This window comes from Streptomyces sp. NPDC058335, assembly GCF_042723915.1.
Classification (GTDB): Bacteria; Actinomycetota; Actinomycetes; order Streptomycetales; family Streptomycetaceae; genus Streptomyces.
This window is the reverse complement of record NZ_JBHXHX010000004.1, coordinates 351,426-366,973: the sequence shown is the minus strand read 5'-3', so window position 1 is coordinate 366,973 and position 15,548 is coordinate 351,426. Positions and strand designations below refer to the sequence as shown.

Annotated in this window: 13 protein-coding genes and 1 pseudogene; 7 read left to right on the top strand and 7 right to left on the bottom strand. The window is 73.8% G+C overall.

Features of this window, described 5'->3' with window-relative positions:
* Both ACFWJX_RS09735 and ACFWJX_RS09730 read left to right on the top strand, forming a co-directional pair.
* Positions 1-117: pseudogene (locus ACFWJX_RS09735) on the top strand (1,4-beta-xylanase); the annotation flags it as partial.
* A 90-nt stretch (positions 118-207) separates the two neighbouring features.
* A complete protein-coding gene (locus ACFWJX_RS09730; protein ID WP_383239407.1) occupies positions 208-1,191 on the top strand; it encodes a polysaccharide deacetylase family protein in 984 nt (327 codons plus the stop codon).
* A 70-nt stretch (positions 1,192-1,261) separates the two neighbouring features.
* On the opposite strand, the gene ACFWJX_RS09725 is transcribed toward ACFWJX_RS09730, so the two are convergent.
* On the bottom strand, positions 1,262-1,711 hold the full coding sequence (locus tag ACFWJX_RS09725) for a MarR family winged helix-turn-helix transcriptional regulator (RefSeq protein WP_383239404.1): 450 nt from the start codon (positions 1,709-1,711) through the stop codon (positions 1,262-1,264).
* Between the two features lie 163 nt (positions 1,712-1,874).
* Between ACFWJX_RS09725 and ACFWJX_RS09720 the strand changes: the two genes are divergently transcribed.
* The 3 genes from ACFWJX_RS09720 to ACFWJX_RS09710 all read left to right on the top strand — a co-directional run bounded on the left by ACFWJX_RS09720 (position 1,875) and on the right by ACFWJX_RS09710 (position 6,501).
* Positions 1,875-2,432: a quercetin 2,3-dioxygenase gene (locus ACFWJX_RS09720; protein WP_383239401.1), complete on the top strand. Its 558-nt coding sequence runs from the start codon at positions 1,875-1,877 to the stop codon at positions 2,430-2,432.
* Positions 2,429-3,301 (top strand): alpha/beta hydrolase fold domain-containing protein, encoded by an 873-nt coding sequence (locus ACFWJX_RS09715; RefSeq protein ID WP_383239398.1) that lies wholly within the window; start codon positions 2,429-2,431, stop codon positions 3,299-3,301. The genes ACFWJX_RS09720 and ACFWJX_RS09715 overlap by 4 nt, the downstream gene beginning before the upstream one ends.
* Before the next feature lie 137 nt (positions 3,302-3,438).
* Positions 3,439-6,501 carry a glycosyl hydrolase gene (locus ACFWJX_RS09710; protein ID WP_383239395.1) on the top strand — a complete coding sequence of 1,021 codons (3,063 nt, stop codon included), beginning with the start codon at positions 3,439-3,441 and terminating at the stop codon, positions 6,499-6,501.
* Positions 6,502-6,517: 16 nt separating this feature from the next.
* On the opposite strand, the gene ACFWJX_RS09705 is transcribed toward ACFWJX_RS09710, so the two are convergent.
* Entirely contained in the window at positions 6,518-8,650 is a 2,133-nt protein-coding gene (locus ACFWJX_RS09705; protein WP_383239704.1) for an alpha-galactosidase, read from the bottom strand.
* Between the two features lie 188 nt (positions 8,651-8,838).
* On the opposite strand from ACFWJX_RS09705, the gene ACFWJX_RS09700 reads away from it, so the two are divergent.
* Positions 8,839-10,023 carry an ROK family protein gene (locus tag ACFWJX_RS09700; protein WP_383239392.1) on the top strand — a complete coding sequence of 395 codons (1,185 nt, stop codon included), beginning with the start codon at positions 8,839-8,841 and terminating at the stop codon, positions 10,021-10,023.
* A gap of 155 nt (positions 10,024-10,178) precedes the next feature.
* Entirely contained in the window at positions 10,179-11,552 is a 1,374-nt protein-coding gene (locus ACFWJX_RS09695) for a trypsin-like serine protease (protein WP_383239389.1), read from the top strand.
* Positions 11,553-11,617: 65 nt separating this feature from the next.
* Here ACFWJX_RS09695 and ACFWJX_RS09690 read toward each other — a convergent pair whose 3' ends face one another.
* Genes ACFWJX_RS09690 through ACFWJX_RS09670 form a run of 5 tightly spaced genes read right to left on the bottom strand, consistent with a single transcriptional unit; the run spans position 11,618 to position 15,540 of the window.
* Entirely contained in the window at positions 11,618-12,706 is a 1,089-nt protein-coding gene (locus ACFWJX_RS09690; protein WP_383239386.1) for a serine hydrolase domain-containing protein, read from the bottom strand.
* Positions 12,703-13,626, bottom strand: coding sequence for a DUF6895 family protein (locus ACFWJX_RS09685; protein WP_383239383.1), 924 nt, complete (start codon positions 13,624-13,626; stop codon positions 12,703-12,705). Before ACFWJX_RS09685 ends, ACFWJX_RS09690 begins: the two co-directional genes overlap by 4 nt.
* Complete coding sequence (locus ACFWJX_RS09680) at positions 13,623-14,597, bottom strand: DUF6895 family protein (RefSeq protein WP_383239380.1); 975 nt, start codon at positions 14,595-14,597, stop codon at positions 13,623-13,625. Before ACFWJX_RS09680 ends, ACFWJX_RS09685 begins: the two co-directional genes overlap by 4 nt.
* Before the next feature lie 23 nt (positions 14,598-14,620).
* A complete protein-coding gene (locus tag ACFWJX_RS09675; protein WP_383239377.1) occupies positions 14,621-15,328 on the bottom strand; it encodes a hypothetical protein in 708 nt (235 codons plus the stop codon).
* 23 nt (positions 15,329-15,351) lie between these two features.
* Positions 15,352-15,540 carry a hypothetical protein gene (locus ACFWJX_RS09670; RefSeq protein WP_383239375.1) on the bottom strand — a complete coding sequence of 63 codons (189 nt, stop codon included), beginning with the start codon at positions 15,538-15,540 and terminating at the stop codon, positions 15,352-15,354.
* Positions 15,541-15,548: the final 8 nt, after the last annotated feature.

Sequence of the window (15,548 nt, the reverse complement as noted above, 5' to 3'; positions counted from 1 at the left end):
TACCCCAGCAGTCAGGTGCTGACGGCGAAGCCGAACGGCAGCGGCAACACCTTCGGCGTCACCGTCCAGCCCAACGGCAACTGGACCTGGCCGACCGTCTCCTGCACGCCGAGCTGACCCGAGGACCTGCCGTGGGGATCATGCCGGGCTCCTGATCCGGCCTGATCCAGACGAGGACCCCAGCCCCCGAGTGGAGGACCGATCCGCATGAGCACCAGACCCCGTCCCTCGACGCGCAGGCCGGGCACGGCACTGGCCGTTCTCGCGCTGGCCGCCGCCGGCACCCTCGGCGTCCAGGCCGCCCCGGCCGAGGCCGCGACCTGCAACGGGTACGTCGGACTCACCTTCGACGACGGACCGTCCAGCAGCACACCTGCCCTGCTCAACGCACTGAAGCAGAACGGGCTCCGGGCCACCATGTTCAACCAGGGCCAGTACGCCGCCGCCAACCCGGCCCAGGTGCGGGCCCAGGTCGACGCCGGCATGTGGGTGGGCAACCACAGCTACACCCACCCGCACCTGCCGCAGCTCTCCCCGTCGCAGATCGACTCGGAGATCTCCCGCACCCAACAGGCCATCGCGGCAGCGGGCGGCGGCACCCCCAAGCTGTTCCGCCCGCCGTACGGCGAGACCAACGCGACGGTGAGGTCGGTCGAGGCCAAGTACGGCCTCACCGAGATCATCTGGGACGTCGACTCCCAGGACTGGAACGGCGCGAGCACCGACGCGATCGTCCAGGCCGCCGCCCGGCTCACCAACGGCCAGACCATCCTCATGCACGACTGGTCCGCCAACACCCTCGCCGCCATCCCGCGCATCGCGCAGGGTTTGGCCGGTCGCGGCCTGTGCGCCGGCATGATCTCCCCGCAGACCGGCCGGGCGGTGGCACCGGACGGCGGCGGAGGCGGCGGAGGCGGCGGTGGCGGCGGCTGTACGGCGACGCTGTCGGCGGGCCAGCAGTGGGGCGACCGGTACAACCTGAACGTGTCGGTGAGCGGGGCGGGCAACTGGACGGTGACGATGAACGTCCCGTCCCCGGCGAAGATCCTCTCCACCTGGAACGTCAGCGCGAGCTACCCCAGCAGTCAGGTGCTGACGGCGAAGCCGAACGGCAGCGGCAACACCTTCGGCGTCACCGTCCAGCCCAACGGCAACTGGACCTGGCCGACGGTCTCCTGCACCACCGGCTGACCGTCACGGCCGGGCTCGAAGCGGGGGCATCCGACACGTCGGGTGCCCCCGTCGGCATGCGTGGCGCGCCTCAGCCCGCCGAACCGGGAGGCTCCGGAGGCTCACCCCAGGGCAGCTCCAGCACGGCCCGCAGTTCCGCGACGGACCGCCCGCCGATCCGCTCGGCCAGGGTGCGTTCGAGTGCGCCGAGGACCTGCGTCGCCCGCTCGTGCGCCCGCCGGCCCGCCGGGGTGCGGCGGATGAGCAGTTGCCGGGCCGAGGCGGGATGCGGGAGCTGCTCCAGCAGACCCATGGCCACCAGGGTGTGCACGGCCTTGTGCGCGGTCTGCCGGGTGACGCCCATGCGGCGGGCCAGCTCGGACACCGTCGTGCCCCGCTCGTCGAGAACCGCGAACAGTTGCAGCTGGGTCGACGACACCTGCTCGGCGCCGTCGGCCTCGAGAGCCGCCAGCAGGGCGTCGTCGAACCACCGACGGGCCTCGCCCAGCAGCTGCGGCAGGCTGCGGCGTCCGGCGTCCATGCGCTCCCCAGGGTCGGACGAAGAAAAGGTCAGCGAAGTCTTGCACGCTGCCGAACCATTATGTCAGCCTGGCTGACATAGGGCACTGCGGCGCGCTCGCCGCACGCTCGCCGACCGGCCGCAAGATGCCGCCGGCAGGCCGCCGCACCAATCGAGGAGAGCCGTGACCATCGAGTACGCCACCCAGTACCGCCGTGCCTCGCAGATCCCGCCCGACCCGGGCAAGCCGTACTTCATCGAGCGGGGCATGGGCGACCGCGCCCTGCTGTTCACCGACCTGTTCACCGTGTACGCGGGCGGCGAGCAGACGGAGGGCACGTTCAACTTCTTCACCTGCGAGGGCCCCAAGGGCGACACCATCCCGGCCCACCTCCACCCGGACACCTACGAGGTCTTCTTCGTGACGGACGGCGCGGTGCGGCTGTTCGTCGAGGACACCGCGGGGGAGCAGTACGAGAAGCTCCTGACCGGCGGTGACTTCGGCTTCGTGCCGAAGAACTGCCCCCACGCCTACCGCATCGAGCGGCACGGCAGCCGGATCGTCGGCGTGGCTGCCGGTCCCGGCGGCACGTTCGAGCGGTTCTTCGAGAACCTCGGCACGCCCGTCGAGGGTCCCGACCTGCCCACGTCGCCGTACGTGCCCGAGCGGAGCAAGTTCGCCACCGTGCCCCAGCGGTACGACGTGCGGTTCCTGCCCGACCACCAGTGGCGCACCCCGTGACCGCACCCACCGGCCTGCGCGCCCTGATCGCGGCCCCCCATCCGGACGAGGCCCCGCTGCCGCCGGCCGCGCGCCTCGACGCCGGGGTCCGCCTCCTGCGCGGCGTCCCCTACGCGGACGTACCGGGGGCGCGGCCGCTCGAACTCGACCTGTGGCTGCCCGAGCAGGGTCCCGGCCGGCCGCCCGTCCCCCTCGTGCTGTTCGTGCACGGCGGGGCCTGGCGCCGGGGGAGGCGCGAGGACATGGGGTACCGGATGCGGGGCTGGGAGCCCGGCCCCTTCGCCCGGATCGCCGGCGCCGGACTGGCCGTCGCCTCCGTCGACTACCGGCTCAGCGGCGAGGCCGCCTTCCCCGCCCCGCTGGACGACCTGCGCGCCGCCCTGCGCTGGCTCGCCCTGCGCGCCCCCGAACTCGGCACGGACATCGACCGGACGACCGTATGGGGCGAATCGGCAGGCGGACACCTCGCGTCCCTGCTCGCCCTCTCCGAAGGGGCGCCGCGGCTGAGGGGCGCCGTCGCCTGGTACGCGCCCAGCGACCTGACCCGGCAGGCCGAGGACGCGGACACCCCGGAGGCACTGCTCCTCGGAGCGGCGCCCGCCGAGGTGCCGCAACTCGCCCGAGAGGCGAGCCCCGTCGCCCAGGTCCGGCCCGGGGTGCCGCCCTTCCTCCTGGTCCACGGCGAGGACGACTCCTTGGTCGACTGCGACCACAGCCGAGCCCTGGCCGCCCGCCTCGGCGAGGCCGGTGTCCCGGTCGAGCTGTGGACGGTCCCCGGCGCCGACCACGTGTGGCACGGCCTGCCCGAGGCGCAGGTCGAGCACGTCTTCGGCCGGACCCTGGGCTGGCTCCGGCAGGCCACTCGGTAGCGCCTCGGCGCACGGCTGTGCCGGCGACTCCGTGTCCTCACCCTTGACCTGGTCCGGACGGCCGGTTTAGCGTTCCCGCGTCGATCATGATTGAAACGATTCAATCGTGGGTTGTTCTCCCGAACTCGAGGCGCACCATGGATGAAGGCATGACGCAGAGCGGCGGCATACCCCGGCGGACGGCGCTGGCCGCGGGACTGGCGGCGGGAGCCGGGGCGACGGTCCTCGGCGCCCTGCCCGGAGCGGCAGCCGCCGCCCCCGCGGCCGCGGTACCCGCGGCCACGGAGACCGTGGCCGCGGGCCGCGGCCCGGGGGCCGACTGGTTCGCGAAGCCCCCGCGGTCCGTGCGCCCCAAGTTCCGCTGGTGGTGGCCGGACGGACTGGTGGACCCGGACGAGATCGCCCGCGAGATCGATCAGATCGCGGACGCCGGCTTCGGCGGGATGGAGATCGCCGCCGTCCACCACAGCATCAAGGACAAGTCCGTCCTGGACACCGCCCGGCACGGCTGGGGCAGCGGGGCATGGCGGGACGGCGTCGAGGCGGCCCTGAGCAGAGCCGCCAGACGCGGGGTCACCATCGACCTGACACTGGGCCCCAGCTGGCCCGTCGCGGTCCCCGGGGTCTCTCCCGACGACGACGTGGCCGCACAGGAACTCGCCCACGGCCGGGTCGCCCTGGCCGCCGGAGCGTCGTACGACGGCCCGGTGCCCCCGCCCAAGCACGCACCCGCCTCCGGAGTCACCCGGCAGCGGCTCCTCGCCGTGCAGGCGGCCCGTGTCGACACCGCCAACTCCACCCGCAAGGAGACCGGTCTCGACCTGGCGAGTGTCCGCGACCTGACCTCCCTGGTCGCCGACGGCGCCCTCTCCTGGACGGCACCGGGGGACGGCGACTGGGTGCTGATCTCCTACTGGCAGCGCGGTTCGGGACAGCAGCCCGAGTCCGGGCCGCACTCCGCTCCGGCGGCCTACGTCGTCGACCACTTCAGCGCCGCGGGCACCGGGGCCGTCACCGGCCACTGGGACCGTGAGATCCTGACGCCACAGCTGCGCAAGCTGCTCGAGGCGGCGGGCGGCGCCTTCTTCGAGGACTCCGTGGAACTGGAGACCGACGGACTGTGCTGGACCTCCGCGCTGCCGGAGGCCTTCGAGAAGCGCACGGGACGGCCGCTCCTGCCGTACCTGCCGGCGGTCGTGCTCGACGACAGCAACCAGGTCTTCGCCTTCGAGGCCCAGCTCACCCGGCAGATCCGGCACGACTTCTGGGCGACCGTGTCCGACCTGTTCAACCGGCACCACGTCCGCGCCCTGCGGGACTGGGCGCACTCCCTGGGCATGCAACTGCGCGCACAGCCGTACGGCCTCCAGACCGACGCCATCGCCTCGGCCGCCCTGCTCGACATCGCCGAGGGCGAGTCCCTCGGCTTCAAGAACCTCGACGACTACCGCTGCCTGGCGGGCGGCCGCGACATGGCCGGTCACACCGTCCTGTCCTGCGAGGCGGGCGCCTACAACGGGTCCGCCTACAGCACGACCTGGGACCGCTTCCTGCGCACCATGGGCGGCGCCTACGCGGCCGGCGTCAACCAGACGGTCCTGCACGGCTTCTCCTACGCCACCGCACCCCAGGTGAGCTGGCCCGGCTTCGCCGCGTTCAGTCCGTACAACGGCGCCTCCGGCTACGGCGAGTCATGGGGTCCGCGGCAGCCGACCTGGCAGCACGTCGCGGACATCGCCGGCTATCTCGGCCGCGTGCACCGCGTGCTCCAGGCGGGCACCGTCCGGGCCGACGTGGCGATCCTGCGGCAGACCGGCTACACCGCCACCGGCATCGGCGCCTCCTGGTTCACGGCGACGGGCGTCCCGCTCGGCTGGACCCACCAGTTCCTCAGCGGCCCGCTGCTCGACCTGCCGCACGCCACCGTCCGGGGCGGCCGCCTGGCGCCCGACGGCCCCGCGTACAAGGCCCTCTTCGTCGAGGGCGACTTCTTCTACGGCTCCACGCCCACCCTCGCCGTCGACGACGCCCGCAAGGTGCTCGCCCTCGCCGAGGCCGGACTGCCCGTCATCCTGTACGGCGCCTTCGACCAGGCACTGACGCCGGGCGTGCCCGCGGACGGCGAGACCGACCGGCTGCGCGGCGTCCTCGCCCGGCTGCTCGCCCTGCCCAACGTCGCCCGCGTCACCGACAAGGCGCTCGTCGGCGACGCCCTGAACCGGCTCGGCGTCACACCGGACGCCCGTCACGCCACGTCCTCCACGCTCCTCAACGCCCACCGGGCGACCGCCGACGCGGACTTCTACTACCTCTGCAACGGCAAGCACGCGGAGACCGTGAAACCGGCCGTCGCGGCCGTCGACCACGACGTGACGCTGCGCCGCACCGGGTCCGGGGCCGGGGCCGGGTCCGGGGAGACGGTGCCCTACCTCCTCGACCCCTGGTCGGGCGAGGCCGTCCGGCTCGCCCACTACACGCGGGACGGCGACGACTTCACCCTGCGGATCTCCCTCCGGCCGGGGGAGACGGCGATCGTCGCACTGGGCCGGCCCGGCCTCTTCGGGGACCGCCACGGCGCCCGCCCGCACGTCGTGGCCACCGACGCCGACGAGGCCCTCTTCACCGGCGAGGGACTCGTCGTACGGGCGGCCGCACCCGGCACGTACACCACCCGGCCGGACCGGGGGCGGCCGGTCACCACGACGGTCCGTGCCGTCCCCGCGGTGATCACCCCGGGCCGGTGGCGGCTCGACGCCGAGGACTGGCGGCCCGGCACCGGCGCGACCCGCACCGAACGCGTCGAGGTCACCGTGACGCTGGACGCGCTGCTGCCCTGGTCGCGCATCCCCGAACTGGCGGACAGCGCGGGGATCGGCCGCTACCGCACCACCGTCGACCTCCCCGCCGACTGGGACGCCTCGCACGGCGCCCGCCTGGAACTCGGCCAGGTCAGCGACACGTGCCGGGTGACCGTCAACGGCAGGCGGCTCGCCCCGGTGGACCGCCTGCACCCCGTCGTCGATCTCGGCACCGCCCTGCTGCGGCCCGGTCCCAACGTCGTCGAGGTCGAGGTGGCGACCCCGCTGATCAACCGTCTCCGGGTGGCGCAGCCCGGCGTGTTCGGCGGCGTCGCCCGTCAGGACCACGGCCTGGTCGGACCGGTACGCCTGGTGCCGTACGTTCAGGCGCGCGTGTCCTGACGGCGGCGCCGGCCCCTCAGGCCGGGTCGGGAAGCCGGACCAGGTGGACGGCCGTGCTCGACCAGTCGCCCCGCGGCAGGTCGAGCCGGAGGCCGTACTCGGTGAGGACGGTGGCGTGGTGCACGGTTCCGGTGCGGGTGTCGCGGTAGCGGGCGCCGGGCGTGAGCGCCGGCAGGCGGACGGGGAGGCGGGGGCTGCCGTGCCGGGGCCCGCGCTGCCAGGCCAGCACGAGGAGTTCGGCGGCGTCCTCGGCGATGTACTGCACCACCGTCGGACGGTCGCCGAGCGGCTCGGTCAGCCGGTACTGCGCACCGTGCTGCACGAGGTGGCGCACCTTCTTGTACTCGGCCACCAGCGCCGCGCCCTCGGCCAGTTCCTCCTCCGACCAGCGGGTGAGGTCGCCGCCGATGCCGAGCAGCCCGGCCATGGCGGAATGGAAGCGGAACCGCAGCGGCACCGTGCGGCCGGTGAGCTGGTTCGGCACGTCGGTCACCCACGCGGACATCGTGCGGGCGGGGTAGACCTGCCCGTACCCGTGCTGGATGGCCAGGCGGTCGACGGCGTCGGTGTTGTCCGACGCCCAGGCCTGGTCGGTGCGGGCGAAAATGCCGAGGTCGACGCGCCCGCCGCCCCCGCTGCACGTCTCGATCCGCAGGCCGGGATGGTCGGCGCGCAGCCGGTCCAGGACGCCGTAGAGGTTCGTGACGTACGCGCTCCACAGCCGGTCGTCGCCCTGGTCGGCGCCGGGCCAGCCCGCCTCGCTGAAGGCGCGGTTCATGTCCCACTTGAGGAAGTCGACGGCGTGGTCGCCGACCAGCCGGGTCAGCCATCCGTACGCCCAGTCGGCCACGTCCTCGCGGGCGAAGTTCAGGACGAGCTGGTTGCGCAGCTCGCTGCGGGTCCGGCCAGGGATGTGCAGGACCCAGTCGGGGTGTTCGCGGTACAGGTCGCTGTCGGGGTTGACCATCTCCGGCTCCACCCAGATGCCGAACCGCATGCCGAGTTCGTGCACGGCGTCGGACAGCGGGCCGAGACCGTCCGGGAAGCGGTCGGGGGAGGGTGTCCAGTCGCCGAGGCCGGCCCGGTCGCTGCGGCGCGAGCCGAACCAGCCGTCGTCGACGACGTACAGCTCGACGCCCAGCGCGGCGGCCCGTTCGGCGAGGGCCCTCTGGCTCGCCTCGTCGACGTCGAAGCCGGTGGCCTCCCACGAGTTGTAGAGCACCGCCGCCGTCTCCCGGCCGCGCGGCAGGACATGGGCGAGCGTGTACGCGTGCCAGGCGCGGCTCGCCGCGCCGAACCCGCCGTCGGTGCACAGCCCGGCGAACACGGGAGTGGCGTACTCCTCGCCCGGCGCGAGCGGCACGCCGGTGCCCTCGTGACCGGCGCCGCCGGTCCAGCCGGCCCGCCCGTCGGGGGTGCGCTGCGCGGTGAGCCGCCAGGTTCCGGACCAGGCGAGGGCGGCGCTCCACACCCGCCCGTGGTCCTCGGTGGCGTCGCCCGCGTCGAGCATCAGCCACGGGTTGGCGTGGTGGCTGGTGATGCCGCGCCTGCTGGTCAGCACGGTCTCGCCGTAGGGCAGGGTGTCCCGGCGCAGTTGGCTCTCGGCGGACCACTGGCCGGTGACATGGCTGAGCCGGTAGTCGGGCAGCGCGGGCAGGGTCCAGGCGGCGGAGTCGGCCCGCAGGAGGTCGACGTGCCGGTCCCCGGCGTTGCGCAGCACGGTCCGGCGTTCGATGACGTCCGTGTCCTCGCGCACCCGGTAGTGCAGCGCCACATACAGGGGGTGGACCCGGTCGCGGAACTCCAGGACGAGTTCGGTGCTGCCGGGCGCGGGCTCGTGCACGCGGTGTCCCACCGGCTCCCATTCGAAGGCGCGGGAGCCGTCGGCGTAGCGCACCTGGAGGGAGGGCGGGCCGAAGCGGGTGCCTCCGTCGACGGGCAGTTCCTCACCCACCGGCGGCCGTCCCTCGAAGCTGTCGCCCGCCGACTCGACGGGGACGAGGAGGCACTCCGCCTCCGGGAGGGTCAGCCGCGGGCCCCACGCCAGATGGCAGGGAGCGCCCGTCTCGTCGATCCGCAGGGCGTACGACGTGTGCGGGGTGGTCAGCAGCCAGATCCCGGTGTCCGGGGAGAAGGAGATCATCGGTATCGGGCCTCACGTGGGTGAAAGACGAGGGGAGTGACGGAGTGACGCAAAGCCAAGCCTGACCTTCGATCGCATGTCAAGCCCCCACCTGTATCGATGCTTCGAAAGGCGAGCGCAATTCACAGCGGGGCTTCAGGGTTTCCCTGTTTCTTTCATTGACAGTGGAAAATAAGAGCCCGTAGGTTCCGGCCATGCCCTCGCCCGCCGACACCGAGACCTTCCCCGCCGCCACGCCCGCCGCCGCGCACATCTTCACCACCGTCCTGTCCCACGGCCCCCTCACCCGCCTGGAGGTGGCCCGGCGGGCCGGCCTGTCCCCGGCCGCCGTCACCAAGGCCGTCCGCCCCCTGATCGAGTCGGGCTATCTGGTGGAGGAGGCCGACGCGGGCCCGGACACGGAGGTCCGCCCGGCGCTGGGGCGGCCCGCGACCCTGGTCCGGGTCGACGGCGGCCGCGCGCTCTTCATCGGCGTGAAGCTGACCGGCGACGAGATCATCGGGGTGCTCACCGATCTGTGCTGCCGGATCCTGCTCGCCCGGCGCGTGCCGCCGGCGGACCGCGACCCTGCGGCGGTCCTCGCCGCCACCGCCGACCTGGTGCGGGAACTGCTGACCGAGGCGGACGGCTACGGCGTCCGCGTGGCCGGCCTGGGCGTCGCCGTCTCGGGTGACGTCGACCGCGCGGAGGGCGTGGTGCGGTACTCGCCGTTCCTGGAGTGGCGTGACGTGCCGCTGGCGGGACTCGCAGCCGCCGTCACGGGGCTGCCGGTGACCGTCGACAACGATGTGCGGGCCCTCACCGTCGCCGAGCAGTGGTTCGGCGCGGGCGTGGGCCTGTCGGACTTCGCCGTGGTCACGGTCGGCGCGGGCATCGGCTGCGGCCTGGTCGTGCACGGCCGGGTGGTCGCCGGAGCGCACGGTGTGGCCGGCGAGATCGGCCATGTGACCGTCGACCCGAACGGACCGCCCTGCCACTGCGGCAACCGCGGCTGCGTGGAGGCCGTCGCCGCGGACGGAGCGATCCTCGCCCGCATCCGCGAGACCGGCGGAACCGAGGTCGCCGACACCGCCGAGGCCGTGGAGAGGGCACGGCAGGGGGACACCGACGCGCGCGAGGCGTACGCGAGGGCCGGGGACGCCATCGGCCGGGGCATCGCCACCGTCGCCAACCTGCTCGGACCCGCCCGCGTGATCATCTCCGGCGAGGGCCTGGCCGCCTACGACCTGTTCGCCGAGCAGATCCGCGAGGCGTTCACGGCCGCCGCGTTCGGCTCGGCCGCGCAGTGCGACGTACAGACCAGGCCGCTGCCCTTCGAGGAGTGGGCACGTGGGGCCGCCGCCACCGCCATCCAGTCCTTCATCACCCCACCGAACTGAGGACCGGAGCGGTTCCGGCCGTTGCCCTCCGTGTACTGCACATGGCAGCCCCCGCCGTCCCTCGAAGCCGCTAAACCCTCCTGCCTCCGACATCTCTTCGCACGCCACGGGCAAGGCCTCGCGTCATCAGACCCCTTCCCGAGGAGGCACTTCGCATGGTCGCCAGACCCACCACCGGCAGACGCCGCGCCGCCCTGACCGCCGTCAGCACGCTCGTCCTGACGGCCTTTCCCGCGGTCGCGGCCGCCGGGCCGCCGCACGCCGCACGGCCCGGACCCGCCGCCGCCCGCACGCTCGCCGCCGAGCAAGCCCCGCCGGAGGTGCTGCGCGCCCTCCAGCGGGACCTGCGCCTGACGGCCGGGCAGGCCGCCGCCCGGCTGGCCAACGAAGCGGAGGCGGGCCCCCGGGCCGGCCGCCTCCACAACGCGCTGGGCGCGCGCTTCGCCGGGGCGTGGGTGACCGGCAGGACCTCCGCCGGCCTCACGGTCGCCACCACCGACGCCGCCGACGTGCCGGCGATCCGCGCCGAGGGCGCCCAGGCCGCCGTCGTCACCACACCCCTGAGCGGCCTGCTCTCCCTCAAGGACGACCTCGACGAGGCGGCCGGCCGGGTCCCGACCGCGCAGACGCCCGTCTGGTACGTCGACGTCAGGGCGAACCGGGTCGTCGTCCAGGCGACCAGCCGGTCCGCCGCGACCGCCTTCATCAAGGCGGCCGGTGCTCAGGGCAAGGGGCTGGGCATTCGGGTGTCGGCCGAGCGCCCGCGCCTGATGGCGGACGTCGTCGGCGGGGACGCCTACTACATCGACGGCACCGCCCGGTGCTCCGTGGGCTTCTCCGTCACCAAGGCCGAGCAGCAGGGATTCGCCACGGCCGGCCACTGCGGCGAGGCGGGGGCCACGACGACCGGCTTCGACGACACCGACCAGGGCGTGTTCCAGGCGTCCGTCTTCCCGGACAAGGACATGGCCTGGGTGGGCGTCAACAGCGACTGGACGGCCACGGCTGCCGTCCGGGCGGAGGCCGGCACGACGGTCCAGGTCTCCGGCTCGGTCCAGGCGCTCGTGGGCGCGTCGGTGTGCCGCTCCGGTTCGACGACCGGCTGGCACTGCGGCACCGTCGAGCAGTACGACGTGAGCGTCACCTACGCCGAGGGCACCGTCGACGGCTTGTCCCGCACGACGGTGTGCGCCGAACCCGGCGACTCCGGAGGGCCGTTCGTGGCCGGAACCCATGCCCAGGGCGTGACCTCGGGCGGCTCGGGGAACTGCACCAGCGGCGGCACCACGTTCTTCCAGCCGATCAACCCGCTCCTCGACGAGTTCGGGCTGACCCTGAAGACCGCGGGCGACACCGTGACGCCCGCCCCGCAGCCGGGCACCTCCACCGACACCTGGGCCCCCGGCCGGGTCTACGAAGTGGGGGAGACCGTCTCCTTCGGCGGTGTCGACTACCTGTGCCTGCAGAACCACCAGGCGCAGAGCACGGGGTCGCCACAAGCGGCCCCGGCCCTCTGGCAGCGCTCCTGACCGCTGGAGTGCGCCGGGCCCCGGCGGCGGAACTGCTCCCGTCCCGCCGCCGGGGCCCGCCCGTCTCATCCCTCCGCGAGGAGCGAGTAGGCGGTGGCCATGAACGGGTCGCGGGCACGGAACCGGCGGGTGCACAGCGCCACCAGCGCCGTGCCCGTGTCGGGCCGGAACCCCAGGAACGCCTGCTGGCCCAGTGTCGCCCCGCTGTGGAAGTACATCGGCCCCCGCTCCGTGGGGTGCCGGAACCAGCCCACCGTGTGCACGTGCCGGTGGCCGAGGCCGCGTCGGAGGACGGGAGACCGCACCGACAGCAGCGCGTCGGTGAGCGGGGCCCGCAGCGGGTCGAGATGGGCCTCCAGGAAGGTGAGCAGGTCGTGCGGCGTGGCCCGGACGGCACCGGCCGACCGGAAGCCGCCCGCGTCGAAGGGCGGGAGGGGTGCGCGGCCGTCCCTGCCGTGCCCGACGGCGTCGCCGCCCGCGCGCGGCCACGCACCCGCCGAGCCCAGCGCCAGCGGATCGAGGACGTGTTCGGCGAGCAGTTCCTCCCATGCCGTACGGGTGACCGCGGCGACCGCGTGGCCCAGTACCGCCACGCCGAAGTTGGAGTAGCGCCAACGGGTGCCGGGCCGGTGCCGTGGCCGGTGCCGCAGGAAGGCGTCGACGACGCGTGGACCCGGGTATCGGGCGTAGGGATTGGTGCGCCAGGCCGGCAGTGCCCGGACGAAGAAGTCGGCGGGCAGGGCGGGCAATCCCGAGGTGTGGGTGATGAGATGCGCCAGTGTCACGGGAGCCGTGCCCGGCGCGCGATCCGGGCGCAGGCAGGTGACGGCCGGTTCACCACCGGTCAGCAGACCCCGCCGGATCAGCCGGGCGAGCACCAGTGCCGTGAACGTCTTGGAGGCGGAGCCCAGTTCGTAGCGCAGCTCGGGGCGGGGCACGGCGGGCGCCGGTGCGGAGCCGCCGCAGATCAGGGTGCGGCGGCCGTGCCGGGAGACCGCGAAGACGGCGTCGGGCGCGTCCGCGGTCTCGACCGCCTCGGCCAGCCGCTCCGACCAGGCCAAGTCGTTCGACCGGCCTCGTGGAGACGCATCTCGGGGCACGTGGACGACGTCGTCCTCGGGGTCGCCCGGCCAGAGCGCGGTGCCGGCGGTCATGACGCGGTGGCGTGCGCCAGCTCGGACAGGGCGCGGGAGGTGGCCAGTGCCGAGGCGAAGGCGGCGACCAGCGTCGGATGGTAGACGACGTCGAAGACCTCGTCGGGATCGCCGTCGGGCATCGAACGCAGTGCGGGCATCGCGCCGTCGGCCTGCTGCGCCGCCGCGAAACCCGCCCAGGCCCGCTCCTCGAGGGTGGGCCGCGGCAGACAGGCGTCGACGACCAGCAGTTCGCCCAGCAGGTCCCAGCGCCGCAGGTCCAGCCAGTCGTCGAGCCACACCGGCAGCCAGTCGCCCAGGTAGTGGGCGATGCGGGGCGGCAGGCCTCCGGGGTTCTCGCCCCAGTCGGTCAGATGGAACACGGCGTGCGTGATGTCGTAGGCGATGTGCCCGTCCACCGTCCACGGTTCCGGGGTGCGTGCCAGCCAGGTCCCGGCGAGGGCGTCGGCCTCCGGCGGGCGGGGGGACAGCCCGAAGCGCCGCTGGAACGCGGACAGGCCCAGCCGCCGGGTCGGCGTCTTCTCGGACGCCGACCAGCTGTCGATGCGGTGGTTCAGGACGGCGGCGCGCTCGATCTCGGGCCGGCTGTGGCCCAGTTCCCTGAACGGCAGGTACACCTCGAACGGGATGGGCGAGATCGGTTCGATGCGCTGGGCCCGCACCAGCATGGCACCGCCGTCGAGCGTCTCCCGCCAGGCGTGGTCGAGCAGCCTGCGCGCCAGGTCGGCCTGCCGTGCCCCGGCCACGCCCTCGCGGAACAACACCCTGCAGACCAGGGCGAGTTCACCGACCGGCTTGAGCCGCTCCAGAAAGCCCACCTCGGGATCCACGTCCGGCTCCAGACGGAAGCCCTCGCGATGGGACCACAGCCACTCCAGGGCGCGGACGCCGACGGTGTGGATCAGTCGGGTGTCGGTCATCGCAGGGCTCCTTCCAGGTCGTCGTCGTACGGGCCGGTCATGCGGTCGTCCGCTCGGTGCTGTGCGACGGTCAGGGCCGCGGCGAAGGCGGCCATCAGCGTGGAGTGGTAGCAGTGGGCGAAGTCCGGCTCGGACTCGGGCGCCGGGCCGGGCGGACGTTCCTCGGGGAGCGCGCCGGTGGCGTGCCGGGCCGCCGCGATCCGGTTCCAGGCGTCGCTCGCCGAGACCGGGTCGAGGGGCTGGGGCAGGTTCGCCGCCACCGCGAGCAACTCGCAGCCGAGGTCCCACATCCCGGCTTCGAGGCAGGTGTCGAGCCAGGCCGGGAGCCAGTCGGCCAGATACGTCCTCAGGTCCGCCGGAACGCCGTCCGGGTCCCGGCCCCAGTCGGTCAGGTGGAACACCACGTGGGTGAGCGCGTACCCGGAGAACCGCTCGAACGTCCAGGGTTCCGGGAGCCCGCCCAGCCAGGTGCGGTCCAGCGCCTCGGGGACGTCCTCGGGGCGGTGGACGCCGATGCGCCGCTCCGCGGCGAGCACGCCGAGGCGCCGGGTCGGGTCCTGTTCGGCGAGCCGCCAGCCGCGCGCGCGGGCCACCGTGGCGGCCGCCGCCTCGTAGTCCGCGTGTCGCAGCCCCGCCGAGGCGAACGCGGCGTACACCTCCAGGGGGTAGGTGGCGAAGGGCTCGAACCGCTGTAGTCGCGCGAAGAGTTCACCCTGCCCGGTCTGGCGCCAGGCGTGAGCGAGGAGGTCGCGCACGGGCGCGTGCAGGGGATCGGAGGGCGGAGTGCTCCGGGAGACGCTCACGCAGACCAGGGCCAGTTCGCCCAGGGGTTTCCAACTGCCGTTCACGGCCCCGTCCGGTGCCAGGGCGTCCGCGCCGAGCGCGAAGTCCTCGCGGTGCGCGGACACCCAGGCAAGGGCGTCCTCCTGCACGCGGCGGGCGGTACGGACATGGGCGCACATCTCTCTCATGTCCACGCTCCCGTCGTCCGGCGTCACACGAACACTCCGGTCCGGATCGTCCGGGCCGCCTGCACCTGGAGCGTGACGCGCGGATCGGTGTCGCCCATCAACTCCACGAAGTCGAGCCCGGCTTCCAGCCCGAGGGTTGAGGGCACCCCGTCCAGCAACGTCAGCCAGCGCCCCGCCCCGGCGGCCTGCTGCCAGTCCCTGCGGCGTACCGCCCGGACGAAACCCCGGGCGACGTCCACGGGCCGGCGACGGGCGGCGCGGGTCACCGCGCAGTCCACGTCGGGGACCGCGAGGGCGGCCAGGACCGCGAGCCGATGGGTCAGGGTCTGCCAGGACGCGTCGTCGAGCCAGGTCGCCTCAGGCTCCGGTGGTCCGTCACCCCCGTGCCCCTGCGGGCCGGGCGGCTCGAACCTGCGCAGCGTGCGGGTCATTGCCCAGTGGCTCCAGCGGATGGCCGGGGCGGTGTCCGGGCGGGGCGGGAAGGCGTCCACGGCCTTGCGGAACACGGTGAGTTCCGCTTCGTCGGGCCGGGTGCGCAGCAGCACGTTCGGCAGGAGCAGGTCGGCTCCCGTCACGCGCACTGCCGCCAGCAGGAGTTGCTCGGCGCCGTCGTCGACGGCCGCGCGGTTCGCCGACGGAGCGTGGTCCCCGCCACGAAGGGCGGAGACCACACCGGCAGCGAGGTCCTGCACCGTGCCCAGCAGAAGGGGCGAAGTGCCTGACTGCTCCATTGCCTGCTCCTGTCGCTCCTGGGTCAGGCCTTCTTGGGGCGCGGGGTCGGCGGGGACAGCAGCAGCGAGATCGACCCGCCGTTGAGCGCAAGGGCGCCGCACTCCCTGCTGTCGCGGAAGACTCCGTCCGGCTCGGCGGGGTCGAGCACTGCTTCGAGTTCGTCGGCACGCAGGCCGGTCAGCTCGTCGATACGGTTCTCGGTGGATGCCATGCCCACCA